Annotated in this window: 12 protein-coding genes and 1 tRNA gene; 7 read left to right on the forward strand and 6 right to left on the reverse strand. The window is 35.8% G+C overall.

Annotation, left to right across the window (positions count from 1 at the left end; translation table 11 throughout):
* Position 1 precedes the first annotated feature (1 nt).
* The 7 genes from E5D58_RS02995 to E5D58_RS03025 all read left to right on the forward strand — a co-directional run bounded on the left by E5D58_RS02995 (position 2) and on the right by E5D58_RS03025 (position 10628).
* Positions 2-1579: a RagB/SusD family nutrient uptake outer membrane protein gene (locus E5D58_RS02995; RefSeq protein WP_136480332.1), complete on the forward strand. Its 1578-nt coding sequence runs from the start codon at positions 2-4 to the stop codon at positions 1577-1579.
* A gap of 111 nt (positions 1580-1690) precedes the next feature.
* Positions 1691-3613: a glucosamine-6-phosphate deaminase gene (nagB, locus tag E5D58_RS03000; RefSeq protein ID WP_136480333.1), complete on the forward strand. Its 1923-nt coding sequence runs from the start codon at positions 1691-1693 to the stop codon at positions 3611-3613.
* 6 nt (positions 3614-3619) lie between these two features.
* Positions 3620-4039: a hypothetical protein gene (locus tag E5D58_RS03005; RefSeq protein WP_136480334.1), complete on the forward strand. Its 420-nt coding sequence runs from the start codon at positions 3620-3622 to the stop codon at positions 4037-4039.
* Between the two features lie 20 nt (positions 4040-4059).
* Complete coding sequence (locus tag E5D58_RS03010) at positions 4060-6111, forward strand: beta-N-acetylhexosaminidase (RefSeq protein ID WP_136480335.1); 2052 nt, start codon at positions 4060-4062, stop codon at positions 6109-6111.
* A gap of 1 nt (position 6112) precedes the next feature.
* The gene (locus tag E5D58_RS03015; RefSeq protein ID WP_136480336.1) at positions 6113-6961 is read left to right on the forward strand and encodes an N-acetylglucosamine kinase; all 849 of its coding nucleotides are present in this window, start codon (positions 6113-6115) and stop codon (positions 6959-6961) included.
* Positions 6962-6982: 21 nt separating this feature from the next.
* A complete protein-coding gene (locus E5D58_RS03020) occupies positions 6983-10294 on the forward strand; it encodes a VCBS repeat-containing protein (RefSeq protein ID WP_136480337.1) in 3312 nt (1103 codons plus the stop codon).
* Position 10295: 1 nt separating this feature from the next.
* Positions 10296-10628: a hypothetical protein gene (locus tag E5D58_RS03025; RefSeq protein ID WP_136480338.1), complete on the forward strand. Its 333-nt coding sequence runs from the start codon at positions 10296-10298 to the stop codon at positions 10626-10628.
* Positions 10629-11053: 425 nt separating this feature from the next.
* On the opposite strand, the gene E5D58_RS03035 is transcribed toward E5D58_RS03025, so the two are convergent.
* The 6 genes from E5D58_RS03035 to E5D58_RS03060 form a co-directional block, all read right to left on the reverse strand.
* Entirely contained in the window at positions 11054-11644 is a 591-nt protein-coding gene (locus E5D58_RS03035; RefSeq protein WP_136480339.1) for a hypothetical protein, read from the reverse strand.
* Positions 11645-11859: 215 nt separating this feature from the next.
* Positions 11860-12693 carry a DUF4382 domain-containing protein gene (locus E5D58_RS03040; RefSeq protein WP_136480340.1) on the reverse strand — a complete coding sequence of 278 codons (834 nt, stop codon included), beginning with the start codon at positions 12691-12693 and terminating at the stop codon, positions 11860-11862.
* 144 nt (positions 12694-12837) lie between these two features.
* Positions 12838-13077 carry a site-specific integrase gene (locus tag E5D58_RS03045; RefSeq protein ID WP_136480341.1) on the reverse strand — a complete coding sequence of 80 codons (240 nt, stop codon included), beginning with the start codon at positions 13075-13077 and terminating at the stop codon, positions 12838-12840.
* Between the two features lie 194 nt (positions 13078-13271).
* Positions 13272-13345 (reverse strand) — tRNA-Asp (locus E5D58_RS03050).
* A gap of 80 nt (positions 13346-13425) precedes the next feature.
* Positions 13426-14355 (reverse strand): DUF58 domain-containing protein, encoded by a 930-nt coding sequence (locus tag E5D58_RS03055; RefSeq protein WP_136480342.1) that lies wholly within the window; start codon positions 14353-14355, stop codon positions 13426-13428.
* A complete protein-coding gene (locus tag E5D58_RS03060) occupies positions 14352-16922 on the reverse strand; it encodes a M1 family metallopeptidase (RefSeq protein WP_136480343.1) in 2571 nt (856 codons plus the stop codon). Before E5D58_RS03060 ends, E5D58_RS03055 begins: the two co-directional genes overlap by 4 nt.
* Positions 16923-16932: the final 10 nt, after the last annotated feature.

Consider the following 16932-nt stretch of genomic DNA (forward strand, 5'->3'; position numbering starts at 1 on the left):
AATGATGAATATATATAAATACTTACTAGCGTCATTAGTTTTAATTGGCTTTGCCAGTTGTACGGACGACTTTGAGAAGATAAATACAGATCCTAACGGGATTACTGAGGAAAGTTTAACACAAATGAACAACAATGTTGGAAACGAATTTCCGCCAATGTTCTTAAACGTGTTCAATGTCACTCCAGCTTGGAATTACCAACTTCAACAAGGTTTAATGGGCGATGTATTTTCTGGATATATGACAGCTCCTACACCTTTTGCAGGAAATGTAAACAACCAAACCTATGCACTAGTTGATGGTTGGAATACATTCCCGTGGAATAATGCCTACGGAAGCGTTATGCCTCAAGCTCTAAACGTAAAAAACGCTGTGGAGCTAGGTGGCGATCCTGATGGTATAAAGTTTGTTCATTTGGCGAACATCATTAAAGTAACAGGTATGCATCGTGTAGCCGATATTTATGGTCCAATTCGATATACCAAATTCAACGATTTTGCAACCACTGGTGAATATGACCCTCAGGATGTAGCCTATAAAGCGTTCTTTGAAGATTTAACAAGCGCTATTGATGGGCTTGAAGCCTACGAAGGCGATGTACAGTTTATTCCTTTCGACATGTCTAATCTTGGCGGAGATATAGCTTTATGGCGTCAATTTGCAAATAGCATAAGGCTGCGCTTAGCCATTCGTGTTTCTAAGGTTGACCCTTCTTTAGCTAAAACGCAAGGCGAATTAGCTTTATCTAGTGATGCAGGTTTAATGACTGATTCAGATATGGTAATAAATACAGGCTTCCCACACCCTATTACTGTTATAAGTGGTTCTTGGGGAGATATTAGAATGGGTGCCGAAATGGAATCTATACTAACTGGATATGACGATGGACGTATAGAAACTTACTTTAACCCTTCTGCTGATACCGCACTACCAGGCGATTACAAAGGCATACGAATGGGTATTGATATTGCTGCTAAAAACGAATATGGCGATCATGCATCCATTGGTAGTGTTATTGATGGCGAAACCTTAACCTGGATGACAGCTGCCGAAGTAAACTTCCTAAAAGCCGAAGCTGCTTTAAGAGGATGGGCTGGCGCTGGCGATGCTAAAACCAACTATGAAGCCGGTGTTACAGCATCCTTTGCACAACATGGTGTTTCTGGTGTTGCAGATTATTTGGCAGACAATTCAAGTACCCCTGCGGATTTTGTGGATGCGCTTAATTCAGTAAACGATATCCCTTATGCAAGCGATGTGAAAATTGCCTTTAATGAAGCTGGATCTAATGAAGAGAAGTTAGAGCAAATCATAACACAAAAATGGATTGCTATGTTCCCTGATGGCCAGGAAGCTTGGAGTGAATTTAGGAGAACTGGTTACCCGCGATTATTCCCTGTGGTGGTTAATAACAGCGGCGGTACCATAGATACTGATATTCAAGTTAGAAGAATAAACTTCGTAGAGAGTGAAAGAAATACTAATGGCGCAAACGTGGAAGAAGCTGTAGGGTTCTTAGGTGGTCCAGATACAGGAGGCACAAGACTATGGTGGGACACTGGCGCATCAAATTTTTAAGTTTAGTTAGTTGATTTAGTCAATAGTTTAGTTTGTTGTTTTGCAAGCGGAGGATACAATATTTTCCGCTTGCTTTTACCAAAATTCCTTTAATAGAAAAATACGTTTTCCGTGAAAATTTCAAATCAAAAAAATATTGCATACACCAAAGCTGGAACCTTTGAAGAAACACGTTTTGAAAAAATACACAATATCATTTTCAAAGACTCTAAAGAAGCTTCTGTCCTTGTTGCACATGAAATAGCAGAACTCATCAGAAAAAAAGAAAAAGAAAACAACCCATGTGTATTAGGCTTAGCTACTGGATCTTCACCAATAAAAGTTTATGAAGAGTTGGTGCGTATGCACAAAGAAGAAGGACTCAGTTTTGCAAACGTAATAACCTTTAACCTTGATGAGTACTACCCCATGGAAAAAGGAAACATACAGAGCTACTTCTACTTTATGCATGAGCACTTGTTTAACCATGTGGATATACTCCCTGAAAACATAAACATTCCCAGTGGAACTGTAAGTTCTGAAAACCTCTACCAATATTGTATTGATTATGAAATGAAAATCAAGGCTGTTGGCGGCTTAGATTTTCAGCTTTTGGGCATAGGAAGAACTGGACATATTGGCTTTAACGAACCAGGGTCTCATTATAATTCTGGAACAAGAAGTATTACTTTAGACCATATTACACGTGTTGACGCTGCTCCTGCTTTTTTAGGCATAGAAAATGTACCTCGAAAAGCCATAACTATGGGTATTGGAACCGTGCTTAGTGCTCATAGAATTGTTCTATTAGGATGGGGAGGCAATAAAGCTGAAATTCTTAAACACACCATTGAGGGCGAAATCACCTCTGAAGTTCCAGCTACCTATCTTCAAAACCATAACAACACGTCTTTTATAATTGATGAAGCAGCAGCTTCAGAGTTAACACGTGTTAAAACACCATGGCTAGTAACCAACTGTGTATGGAATGATGATTTAAAACTTAAAGCGGTGGTTTGGTTAAGCGAATTAACAAACAAGTCCATACTTAAATTAACCGATAAAGATTATAATAATAATGGTATGTCTGGTCTTCTTACTGAAGAAGGTACCGCTTACGATTTGAACATTAAAATGTTTAACAGGCTCCAACATACTATTACGGGCTGGCCTGGAGGTAAACCAAATGCCGACGATTCTAATAGACCTGAACGCGCCAGCATCCCTAAAAAGCGTATTATTATATTTAGTCCACACCCAGACGACGATGTTATTTCCATGGGAGGTACTTTCGATAGGCTTGTAGAGCAAGGGCATGATGTTCATGTTGCCTACCAAACCTCAGGAAATATTGCCGTTTCTGATGAAGAAGCTTTAAAGTTTGCTGAAATCACACAGTCGCTTTGCCCAGATTGCGAGGACACTCAAAGCATTATCAACTTTCTAAAAATAAAAACAGATAATGATATCGACTCCCTTGAAGTGAGACAACTAAAAGGGCTTATTAGACGAAGTGAATCATTGGCTGCCACTAGATACTTTGGGTTAAAAGACGAAAATGTACACTTTTTAGACCTGCCGTTTTATGAAACAGGAACTATAAAGAAAAACAATATTTCTGAAGCCGATATTGAAATTATGTGTGCTTTAATAGATGATATTAAACCACATCAAATTTATGCCGCAGGTGATTTGGCCGATCCTCATGGCACCCATAAAGTATGTCTTGACGCCTTATTTGAAGCACTTAAAGCATTAAAACCGAAAGCTTACATGAATGATTGCTGGGTATGGTTATACCGTGGTGCATGGCACGAATGGGAATCATATCAAATTGAAATGGCCGTTCCTATGAGTCCAGATCAAGTGCTAAGGAAGCGGCATGCTATCTTTTATCATCAATCCCAAAAAGATGGGGTCATGTTTCAGGGAGGCGATTCTAGAGAATTTTGGGTAAGAGCCGAGGATAGAAACAGGCTAACAGCCAAAAAATATAACGATTTAGGACTTGCAGATTATGCGGCTATTGAAGCCTTTAAGCGTTATCACTTTTAACAGCCTATGAAAACATTAATGCTATCTTTTCTATGTTTAGGGCTTCTCGGGTGCAACGAGAACAAACAAGCCATTCAGGGTACTTGGAAAATGGTTTATGCCGAAACCGTAGAAAATGATTCAGTGAAAATTAAAAACCTCTCCAATACTACCTTTATTAAAATTATTAATCAAGACCACTTTGCATTTTTCAATCAGGAAAATCACGGCAGTGACCATTTTTATGGAGGTGCTGGCACATACAGCTTAAAAGGTAGCACATATAATGAAACATTAAAGTTTACCCAAGTCGAATCGCTCAAAAATCACATGTTTTCTTTCAGCGTTAGTATAAAAGGAGACACCTTAATTCAATCGGGGCTTGAGCACGTAAAAGAAGCTGGAATTAATAGAACCATTACCGAAAAATACGTAAGAGTTAATTAAGGCTATAAAGACACTAATTCATGAAAAAAAATATACTCGCAATATCATTTTTCACTCTTTGTTTAAAATTGTGCATAGCGCAGTCTATCCTAACCGAATCTTATAACTTAATGCCTTGGCCCCAAGACATTTCAGAAAATACTGCTAAGTTTATTATTAATAGCGACGTTACGATCTCACTAAGCTCTGATGATTCAGACCGAGTTCGTAATGCCGCTGTTATTTTCTTAAGACGTTTATCTAATAGAACTGGCGTATTTTTAAATGAAGGGTTTCCCTTAAAAGAGCGAAAAGGAAACATTCAAATTATATACAAAACCCATGCCCCACTTAATATTAAGACTGACGAATCTTACACTTTAACAGTTAACGATAGCCTCGTGCAAATTAATGCCAATACCGATATTGGAGCGCTAAGAGGCCTGCAAACCTTGCTACAGCTTATAACAAACTCTGAAACCGAATATTACTTCCCTGGAGTTAACATTACCGATTCCCCCAGATTTGTTTGGCGTGGCTTAATGATTGATGTTTCTAGGCACTTTCATCCTGTACATGTAATTAAAAGAAACCTAGACGCTATGGCATCGGTAAAAATGAATGTGTTCCATTGGCATTTAACAGACGATCAAGGCTTTAGGATAGAATCTAAAGTATATCCCAAACTACAAAGTAAAGCCTCTGATGGCTTATTTTATACCCAAGAACAAATAAAGGAGGTCGTTGCATATGCTAACCTACTTGGTATTAGAGTTATCCCAGAAATCGATGTTCCTGGTCATGCCTCTGCCATTCTGAGTGCCTACCCCGAGTTAGGTAGTCTCCCAGATTACAATTACAGCATTGAAAGGTTCGCTGGCGTTTTTCATCCAACACTAGATCCAACAAACGAATTAACCTATGAATTTCTTGAAAATTTATTCACTGAAATAACACCCTTATTTCCTGATGACTATTTCCATATTGGAGGTGACGAAAATGAAGGTAAACACTGGACTGAAAATAAAGCTATTGAACAGTTTAAAACCGAACATAATCTCAAAACCAACCATGACCTTCAAACCTATTTTAATATCAGATTAGAGAAAACACTCAATAAACTTGGCAAAAAACTCATGGGTTGGGATGAAATTATGACTCCAGGTATGCCGACATCGGCAGTTATTCATTCTTGGCGTGGTGAAAATGAAGGCTTACCCAATGGAGGCTCCCTTATAAAAGCAGCTAAAAGCGGCTACCAAACCGTGTTATCAAACGGTTTTTATATTGATAGAATGCTATCTGTAGATCATCATTATAGCATTGAACCCATTGGAGACATCGCGCTTACTCCCGAAGAACGCGAAAGGGTACTTGGTGGAGAAGCCACTATGTGGAGCGAATTGGTGACTCCTCTAACCATAGACTCCAGAATCTGGCCAAGAACAGCAGCCATTGCAGAACGCTTTTGGTCGGCTAAAGAAATACGAGACTTAGAACATATGCAAAAGCGCTTAGCCGTTATATCGTATCAACTAGAAGAACAAGGCATTACACACATAAAGAACAGAGCTGTGATTTTAAGAAGCATGACAAACAATCAAGATATTTCTGCATTGCAAGAGCTATCCAATATATGCGAACCCCTAAAAGTGTATTCAAGAAATAAAGATGGTATAGAATACAAAACATTCTCACCTTTTAATTTATTTGCCGATGCCTGCATTGTAGATGCAAAAGATGCGCTAAGCTTCAATAAGGCTGTGATAGCATTTCAAAAAGAAGATACCAAAAGCGCTCAACAAGCCGTTCTTCATTTCTTGAAACAGTGGCAGGTTAATTATTCAAATTTTTCGAAACTAACATTAAATCCAAAGATAAGTGCTTTAGAACCGTTGTCTAAGCACTTAAGCAAAACATCAGGTTTGCTTCTTAAATGCTTTGAAGCTCAAAAAGTATCGACACACGATCTCGATGATTTAAATACATCTTTAGAAGTTCTTAAACAAGAGTTTATGGATACCGAAGTGGTTATTGTAGCCCCTTTAGAAATTCTTATCACTTATTGTAAAACAAATTTTCAAACTCGTTAATATGGTTATTATTGCCGACAGTGGATCAACAAAATGCGATTGGATACTCTGTGACCCAAACAAAACAGAACCTATTAGGGTTTTTACTAAGGGACTTAACCCAGCTATAATCACGAAAAAAGACTTTGAAAAGGTATTAACAACCTCTGAAACCTTAAACTTATATAAGAATCAGGTCTCTGATATAAAATTCTTTGGTGCCGGCTGTGGCACTAAAAAAAGTCAAAAAAAAGTAAATAGCGTATTAGAGTCGTTTTTTAAAAATGCTAAGGCGTATACGAACGAAGACACCATGGCCGCTGTTTTAGCAACCACTAAAGATCCAGCGGTTGTGTGCATACTGGGCACAGGCTCAAATTGTTGTTACTACGATGGTAAGCATATTCATTTAAAAACACCAGCTTTAGGTTATTCCCTGATGGATGAAGGAAGCGGTAACTTTTTTGGAAAAATGTTATTGAAAGCTTATTTCTATGAAAAAATGCCCAAAGAGCTCTTAAGTTTATTTGAAAAGACATACAATCTCAAGGAAAAAGAGATTATAAAAGGCCTTTATAAATCAAAGACTCCTAATAAATATCTGGCCTCTTTTGCTCCTTTTTTATTTAAATGTGAGTCACACCCTTTTTGTCAAGACATGCTATATACGGGTATGCAACTATTTATTGAAAACCATGTCTTAAAATATCGCGACACCTTAAAAGAGGTACCCATTCACTTTGTGGGCTCTATTGCCTACTACGCTCAAGACTACATAAAAAGGGCTCTTAAAGAGCGAGGTATCTGTGCAGGGGGTTTTGTAAAAAGCCCTATCGACAACATTATAAAACAACAATTTGCAGTACATTAAGGATCTTATACTAAAAACCTCATGACATCAATAAAGCATAACATACCTCGAATTTATTATGCTCTGGTTATTCCTTTAACTTTCTGTTTCTTTTTTAACTGTACAAAAGCAAAGGAAAGCCCACTGGATAAGGGTACTTTGTTCTCCCTTGTCCATGCCGAACAGTCAAATATTACTTTTTCAAACAACATAAAAGAAGATCTCTATTTTAATTTTTTGAATTACGCCTACATTTATAATGGTGGAGGTGTTGCTGTTGGCGATGTAAACAACGATGGACTTGATGATCTATATTTTACCTCCAATCAACAATCAAACGCCCTTTATATTAATGAAGGCGGTTTTAAGTTCAAAGACATCACCTCTAGAGCGGGAGTAGAAGACCAAGGAGGGTGGACTACAGGAGTGACTATGGTTGACTTAAATAATGATGGTTGGTTAGATATTTATGTTTGTAAATCGGGTTCCCTAAAAAGTCATGAGCAAAGAAAAAATAAGTTATTTGTCAACCAGAAAAATGGCACCTTCAAAGAAGACGCCGCTAGATTTGGCCTAGACCATTTTGGGTTTTCTGTTCAAGCCTATTTTTTCGATTTTGATACCGACGGCGATTTGGACATGTACTTGGTTAATCACAGATCAGACTTTCAAAATAATACGGTTATCAACCCCGCAATTCAAGCTCAAAAAGAGCCTTACCACTCCGATCAACTTTTTAGAAATGATAATGGATATTTTAAAAATATTACCAAAGTGGCAGGTATAGAAAATAAAGCTTGGGGGCTAAGCGCTAGTATCGGAGATTTTAATAATGATGGTTTACCTGATATTTTTGTCGCTAACGATTTTTTAGAACCTGATTTCCTGTATATAAACCAAGGCAACGGTACATTTAAAGATGAAGCTCTAAAACACTTCAACCATATTTCGGCCAATAGTATGGGGTCTGACTTCGCCGACATTAACAACGATTTAAAGTCAGATTTAGTGGTACTAGATATGTTGGCAGAAGACCATATTCGTAGTAAGGAAAATATGGCCTCCATGAGCACCAGTAATTTTAACTTGTTGGTTGAGCAAGGCTATCATCATCAATATATGTCTAATATGCTGCAATTAAATAATGGCGATGGTTCGTTTAGCGAAATAGGACAGCTTGCAGGCATTGCTAAAACCGATTGGAGCTGGGCGCCATTGATTGCAGATTTCAATAACGATGGCTTCAAAGATATTTTTGTTACAAATGGCATTGAGCACGATTTATCAAATCAAGATTTCAGGAATCAAATGCGTACCAATATTAGAAATCGTAAAAAAGTATCTCTTGAAGAAGCTATTGGTATGATGCCTTCAGAAAAACTCAGCAATTATATTTTTGGTAATACGGGAGCCCTTGGTTTTGTTAATCAAACTGTTAATTGGGGGCTTAATCGGAAGGTAAATTCTTGTGGTGCTGTCTACGCCGATTTAGATAATGATGGCGACCTAGATTTGATAACTAATAATCAAAGTGATGTGGCCTCTATTTACCAAAACAACACCCATGGTAATCACTTATCTATCACCTTAAATGGCCCGAAAACCAACACTTTTGGCATTGGTTGTAAAGTCATACTTTATACTAATGGTTCAGGGCAATCTAAAACGGCCTATGCTAGCAGAGGCTTCCAATCTGCCATATCGAGCAAACTGCATTTTGGTCTTGGCAATCAAGAAGCTATTGATAGTTTACAAATTATTTGGCCAGACAAAAAGAGCCAAACTATCTTAAAGCCAGCTATTAATACCCGTCTTGTAATATCCCATGCAAATAGTAAACCAGATATGACCATCGACCCAAAAAGAGCATCGCTTTTTGAGACCGTTTCTGCCGAAAGCTTGGGCATAAACATTAAGCAAAAAGAGAACAACTTTGACGATTTTAAACTACAATTGTTACTCCCTCAAAAACAGTCTGAGAAAAGTTCTGCGATTGCGATTGGAGATATTAATAATGATGGGCTTGACGATTTATTTATTGGTAATGCGAGAGGAGCAACCGCAGGTCTTTTTACGCAAGATCAAGCGGGAATGTTTCATGCCACAAACATATCTTTATTTGAAAGTCATAAAGACTTTGAAGATACGGATGCCGCCTTAGTAGATATTGATAACGATGGTGACTTAGATTTGTATGTGACCTCTGGAGGCTATGAAGTCCCTATTGAAAACAACCTACTTCAAGATAGACTCTATAAAAATGACGGTACAGGAAAATTTAGCTTAACCAAACTACCAAAGCGTTTTATGAATACAAAAAAGGTTGTTTTTGCCGATTGGGACCAAGATGGCGACCAAGATGCCTTTGTAGCTGGTGGGGTTATTCATGGTAAATATCCACTTGCAAACCCATCGTTATTGTTAGAAAACAAAAACGGACAGTTTAAAGATGTTTCCCAAGAAAAAGGGTTAGATCAACAAGAGCTAATCATGCCTAACGATGCCATTTTTACAGATTTTGATAACGATGGTGACTTGGATTTACTTATTGTTGGAGAATGGATGCAGATTGTTTGTTATGAAAACGACAACAATGCTTTTAAAATCAAACAATTCCCTGAACTCCAATCGTTTTCTGGATGGTGCCAAACCATTCAAGAATTTGATTATAACCATGATGGATTTAAAGACTATTTAATTGGAAACTGGGGCCATAATAACAAGTTTCATCCCTCAAACAAAAAGCCCTTACATATCTACGCCGATTATCTAGACAATAATGAATCTTTTGATGTTGTTTTAAGTAAGGTATCTAAAACAGGAGATCTTTTACCTGTTCGCGGCAAAGAATGCTCGTCCCAGCAAACCCCATTTATAAACAAAAAGTTAAAAACCTACCAAGCCTTTGCCAATTCAACCTTACCCGAAATATATGGATCCAAGGCATTAGATAAAGCCTCCCATTACCAAGCAACAAACTTTAGTTCTATACTCTTAAAAAATATCAATGGCGTGTCCTTTGAAATTCAAGAATTACCTATTGAAGCCCAGTTTAGCCCAACATTGAGCTTTATAACACATGATTTTAATGCCGATGGGTTTCAAGATGTTTTTGGAGTAGGTAATATCTATGAGGCCGAAGTAGAAACTATAAGATACGACGCTTCAAAAGGCTATGTACTACTTAACAGGAATGGAACACAATTAGAATACCTAAACGATTCCAGCTATTTTAATAATAAGGAAACTAAAGCCATTAAACAAGTTACTATAAATGGACAAACATACTTTGTGATACTAAATAAAAACAACACCTTAAGTTTTTTAAAACTTAATGCGCATAAGGCCTTATAATATGATTGAAACCTTAGAAAGACACATGCCAATGGCAATTAATGAAGCAACCAAGATTACAGAAACTTTAAAAGAATCACTTGCCAGTATCGCACAATACAGGCAATTCCTAAATTGGATGAGTGCCGATTTTGAATTATACCTTCAAGATTACGACAAAGACTTAACTATTTACTTCCCCGGAGGAGCCATATGCATTCAGCAAAAAGAAAACATACAAAGCGACTTTATAAATTTTGAAATTCACATTTCGAGTAAACACAAAAAGACCTTCGATAGCCATAAAAGCAGGGTCCTTTTAGTCTTAAATCATTTTAAATTTTTCTGCCAATAATATTGAAAAAAAAGAGTCACAATCTCTTGCAACTCTCGTTTATAAAAAGCATGCATTTACCAGCAAACTCTTTTTTGATTAATAGCAATTATAAGACACCTTAATTGAGAAAAAGTCACCAATGCTTCGGCAGATCCTTTAACGCAAAAATAAAAGTTTTAGAAGTCAATATAGAGGCGTGAAAAACACCGAATTCTTCTTATTTAGATTAACACAAATTTTTGCATAAACACAACATTTGGGCTTGATCCATCCAAAGTCACAGTAGTTAAAAAAAAGCTGTAAAAACAAAAAAGCTTCACAATTTTCAATTAAGAAAAAAGGAAAGCTTTCCGTTATATTGTTAAGTTAAACTAGATATAACTAATTCATGAGGTTATTTGATTATTTACACTTTTAAGTCCCAATATACCTTAAAAATATATCTATCCGTACATAGGAGGATCTTCATCATTACCGTCATCACTGTTACAATCGGTTAAATCTACTTCAAAATACATTGCCCAACTATTACCCCCAAAATCTTTGCCTTCGGCCCAAGCAGTTTCTTCAGATGGTCCATCTACTTCAGCATGTCCAGCAAAACATAATTCACCTGTTATTTCTCCTATATCTATAGTGTAAGTTACTTGTGTCGTACCATCTTCATGTTCACTTGCATAATCAAAATGACCTATTTTAGGATTGTTAGCTCCTGTAGTAGGAAAACTATCTTCTTCACAACTAGTAATATGTAAATGCGTAGCATTTAAAACCCAATCACCAGTTGTATTGTAAGTCACTGTTAAAATATCACCATCAACATCTATAGTAACTGTTCCAATGTCATAATGCTGTCCTGCAATTAAACTAACTGAATGACAATGTTCATCCGATGTATTATCAGAAGAGCTATCACTTTCCTCAAGGTCAAAATCTTTATTTTTTTTGGATGATCTTTTCTCCGTTAATGTTTGACTTTCAGATTGTTCTAAATTCTCAATATTACATCCAAAAATTAATACGCACAAACTCAAAAGAGATAATTTTGCTATATTTTTCATAACATTTTATTAAGTAGGTTATCAATTCAAATATAGCCTTAATCAGACAATACGTAAAATATTTTCGTTGAAAAGCAGCTGTTCTTACAAAAAAGAAAGTTAAATATTACAAAACAAAATTAACTCCATAAAAAACCCACTCGTATAGAATGGGCTTGATTTTTAGCTAGTTCTCTTTTAACCTTAACTTACTCTAATTCTAATATTATATTTTCCAAAACTTCTACATTACCAACTGTAACGGTTATTTCTGTTGATGTAAAATCTAAATAACCTTCTTTTGTGATTTTTAGGGTATAAGTTCCTGCTTCTAATCCTTGTACTACAAAGTTTCCATTTTCATCAGTTAATGTATCTTTAACTAAAACATCATCTGTAGAATAAACTTCTACTATTTGATTAATTATTGGTGTTTCAACCTCTTCTACAATTTCAATTACCTTAGCGCTTATAGAACCAGAACTAATTTCTGCATTTACTTTAATTACAGGTTTCAGAATATACTTCCCAGAGTTACCAGCTTTAACGATAGATTTTTGTACATCCCAATCCAAGATAAATGAATACACAAATCCTGCTTCTAATTCTTCATCTAAATTAAGTTTTAACCCAGATTGCTGTGCACTAGGAGTGTCCAAAGGTATAAGCTCTTCTTCCCCCTCAATTTTTAAAGTATTATTATCACTTAAAACAAGTCTTACTTGCTTTAAAATACCAACAGGTACAACTTCATTTGCAAGTAATAGACTATTACCTGCAATAAGCTCTGTAATATCAACATTTATAGGAAATTCTCCTTCTGGTGTAAAACTCTGCCATCCTTCATCTTCATTAGACTGGTATTGAATATCTATTATTTCAACATTCACTTCTTCATAATCCCCTGGTTCATCAACTAACTTTAGTTGAACTCTAGCTGTTTCATTTGTTTCACTACTATTATTATCCTCACAGTTCACAAATAGCAACGCTATTAAAATAAATGTAGTAAATAGTATTGATTTTAAAAACTTCACACTCATAACTTTCTATTTTACAGGTTTTAACAAAAATAATGTTTGATTTAAAGATATACGCGTATAGTACCTCTATTTGGTGTAATTTATTGCTATATTTTCGTTGAAATGCACAGCGTAGATTTCATAAAAAAGGCTAACCACTATCTTTCAATTTATTAACCTCCAGACTAATCCTCTCTTCCTCAACCTTCCATAACTTTCCTGCGTAGTCTGTAATTTGCTATAACCCAATAGCCTACTCACAACTTCCGTTAGCACATTATTGTACAACAATACAGCACTAGCAAAAGTCTTTCTTGCAATACGATGGGTTAAGTTAAACTCAATACCAACTAAATCACCTATCTCTTTTAAATAAGGATAAACACAACATTTGGCTTGATCCAAAGTCACAGTAGTTAAAAAAATAGCTGTAAAAACAAAAAAGCTTCACAATTTTCAATTAAGAAAAAAGGAAAGCTTTCCATTGGATACCAAATTGCTTTGGTAACTACATCCTAGATTTCTCTAGGAACAACACAACTTCTTGTAATTGCCAAAAAAAGCCCTAATTTCTCAGAGCTTTTTGTTGCAATTTTTTGCGGTCTGGACGGGACTCGAACCCGCGACCTTCGCCGTGACAGGGCGACATTCTAACCAACTGAACTACCAGACCGTTGCATTATTGCGGTTGCAAATATACACGCCTTTTTTAATATCTCAAACCTTTTATTAGCTTTTTTTGTGTTTTTTTTACTAAGCAAATTTTTGTCGCTCTATCATATACGCTGTGAGGATGTTATTAAAATCTTGATTAATATCAGCCTCCACATATTTTATCTTGTACTGTGCACATTTTAAACGCAACGTATTAAAATAGTCAGCAACCGCTTTACTATAGTTTTCTTTAATCGATTCTGAATATAAGTTTATATACTCCCCCGTTTCAACATCAATAAACCGTTTTGGCGTATTATCAAAATCAAACTTCAATTCTTTAGATTTATCAAAAACATGAAATAATATAACCTCATGCTTATTATACTTTAAATGCCTTAAAGCCTCGAAAAGGGTCTCAGGGTTTTCAGATGTTTGAAACATATCTGTAAACAAAAAAATTAAAGAACGTCTATGTATCTTTTCGGCAATTTCATGTAAAAACTTGTAGGTTTCTGTTTGCTTGCTTTTAGGCTTGGATACCACGGCATCACTTAAATGACTTAGTAACATTTGGTGATGACGCTCACTACCCTTTTCAGGCGCATAGTAATCATACGCATTACTGTATATGCTAAGCCCTACAGCATCCCGTTGTCGTTTTAAAATTTGCATAAGCGAAGCCGCGGCCAAGGCCGAAAATGCTACCTTATTTAATTTATCAATAGAAAATGTATTGAGCAAGGGATAATGCATAGAACTACTATTATCTAAGATTATATGGCAACGTAAATTAGTTTCATCATCATAACGCTTAGTGTATAGTTTATCTGTTTTAGCAAATAATTTCCAATCAATATGGCGGGTACTTTCGCCTTGGTTATAAATTTTGTGTTCGGCAAACTCTGCTGAAAACCCATGAAACGGACTTTTATGCATCCCTGCAATAAACCCTTCTACCACCTGTTTTGCAAGTAACTCTAGATTTTTAAAGCCTTCAGCCTTATTCAGTTCATGTCTTAAATTCATGGATATTTTAATCTAATACGTTTTGCTCTGTATATGCCATTAGAAGCCTGTAAAATTTTATTTTTTAAAACCGTTGGATAATCTGGATGATCAGCTAAAAACTGTTCTAAAATTTGATATGCATATTCTGAAGAATAATTTCCAAGTGTGGCGTTAAGCCATGATTTTGGAAAAAAAATGTCTCCAGTAATTTGAATGTCTTCAAGCAAATCTAAATAAAATCTTAAATGCTTTTGAGCTGCCTCTTGACGCAACGGATGATTGATATAATATAGCGCGGTTGAAACCCAGCTTTCTTTTTCTCTATTTCCAGAATCTTTGAGAGACATCACAAAATCATCTCGCACCTGATTGCTTTGAGATAATGACGGCATTAAAAATGCAAATCGCTTCTTTCTATCTGGATTTGAAATATCATTTAAGGCTTTTTCTAAAATTGTATTTGAATGCGGATGGTTATAAATAGCCAAGGTTGCCGCCAAATTAGTAAGATCAAATGCATTTAAATGCAGTCCTTTTATTGGCTTGGTTTTACTCCAAATATCATATAAATTACTTAGGCCCTCCTTTGAATATGCAATACTTTTATACAGCCCAAAAAGGGTTTTCTTATAACTTGGTGATAAGTCTTCACTTATGAGTTGTTGGTAAATTACGCCTTCTATATCGCTTTGCATAGCAGTACGCTGCTCACTTGATATAAAATTCCAAAATACAGACACAATTCGGCTTCTAATAATACCTAAAACCAATTCTTCCTTTTCAGAAGTAAGGCCTTCTAAAAAAACATCAAGTGCATCTCTAGGGTTTACATGGGCGGTAAGAACATTTTCATATAAATTAATATAGGCATAACCTCTAGCAACATCGTCATCTAAATGAGGAATATCTTCTATATTTAAATGCTTCATGGGGAATACACCATAACCAAAAGCATCATAATTATAAATAATAGATTCTGGTTTTTCCCAGCCTATCAAATGTGTTATATCATTTTCTTGAGAGCTAATTTTTATTGGAACAACCGCTGTACTATCTTTATATACTAAGCCTATTTTAAATTTTTGAGGCCAAATATTATGACTACCATCTTCTGCCTTTTGAGAAATATTAAAATGCTTAATAGTATTATCTTGATAAACTATAGAATCTAAAATAAGTGGCCTACCTGGTTTATTTACCCAAACGGCACTCCATTGTTTTAAATCTTCAGGGATTTCTTCATCAAGAATGGCAACTAAGTCTTCCCAATCGGCATTGTCATTAGCAAAGGTTTTTATATAGTTACGCATGCCATGTCTAAACCCTTCCTTTCCTACTAAAGCCTCCAATTGCCTCATCATAATGGGTGCTTTATTATAGATAATACGACCGTATAAAGTACCTGCATTCTTGAGGTTATCAAGAGGTTGCTTTATTGGGGTTGCGCCCGTAGTTCTATCTTCACTATAAGCGCTTCCATAATGATCTGACATGAAATTAAGCCCATGATTTATTTCAGGAAACGATTGGCTGGTCACTTTATCTGCTAAAAAATTGGCAAAAACTTCTTTTAGCCACACGTCATCAAACCATCTCATAGTGACCAAGTCACCAAACCACATATGAGCGGTTTCATGAGCTATTAATCGAGCTCTATTGAGCTCTTGGTTTTGAGTAGCATTACTATCTAGAAACAGTGAAGATTGCCGGTATTGAATAGCGCCAACATGTTCCATACCACCATATTGAAATCCAGGAATAACAGCAAAATCAAGCTTCTGAAAAGGAAATTTATACTTGGTATAGCTTTCCAGAAATACCAGAGACTCATGGTGTAACTTAAAAATGGTATCTGTACTAGCCTCTAACCTATCTTTATTATCTTCCCTGTATAGCATGGTCATGTTTAAACCTTCTATTTGTTGGTTAGTTCGTTTAAAATCACCAACCACAAAAGAGAACAAATAGGTACTCATTTTATCAGACTTCTTAAACTGATATTGGGTGAAATCCCCTTGATTTTCAAATTTATCTAAGTGTGCACCGCACATAACTTCCCAATGTTTTGGTGCTGTAATATTTAAAACATACTGCGCCTTTATATTGGGTTGATCAAAGCAAGGAAACAAGGTACTTGCCCTATCTGGCACCAATAGGGTATATAAATAATCATCGTTTCTATTTAATGATAATTCGCCAGCATTAAAGGTTACAGCAATATTATTATGCCCTAATTTCAAATAATCTTGAGGAATAATGAGATGCTCTTCTCTATGATCAATGGCAACTATTTCATCATTTACTACAACACTCTTTAAAAGCTTACTACTGGCGTTAAAATCTAAATACAGAGGATAGTCTAAATCCTTAATTTGCAATTGTAACTTTAATTGTGCTGGTATAGGCTCATCTTTCTTTTCAGGAATGTTGAATGATAAATCATAAACCACACTATCTACCTGTTGCTTTCTATAGTTAGCCATATCTAATGATATACCTGAACTCAACAAAGACACAGGCTCTTGTTTTTTATTACAAGACGTAATAAAGACCACAAGTACTAATAAGCTAATAAGTTTTTGCATAAGTGAAATG

It is taken from the genome of Cognatitamlana onchidii, from assembly GCF_004804355.1.
GTDB lineage: Bacteria > Bacteroidota > Bacteroidia > Flavobacteriales > Flavobacteriaceae > Cognatitamlana > Cognatitamlana onchidii.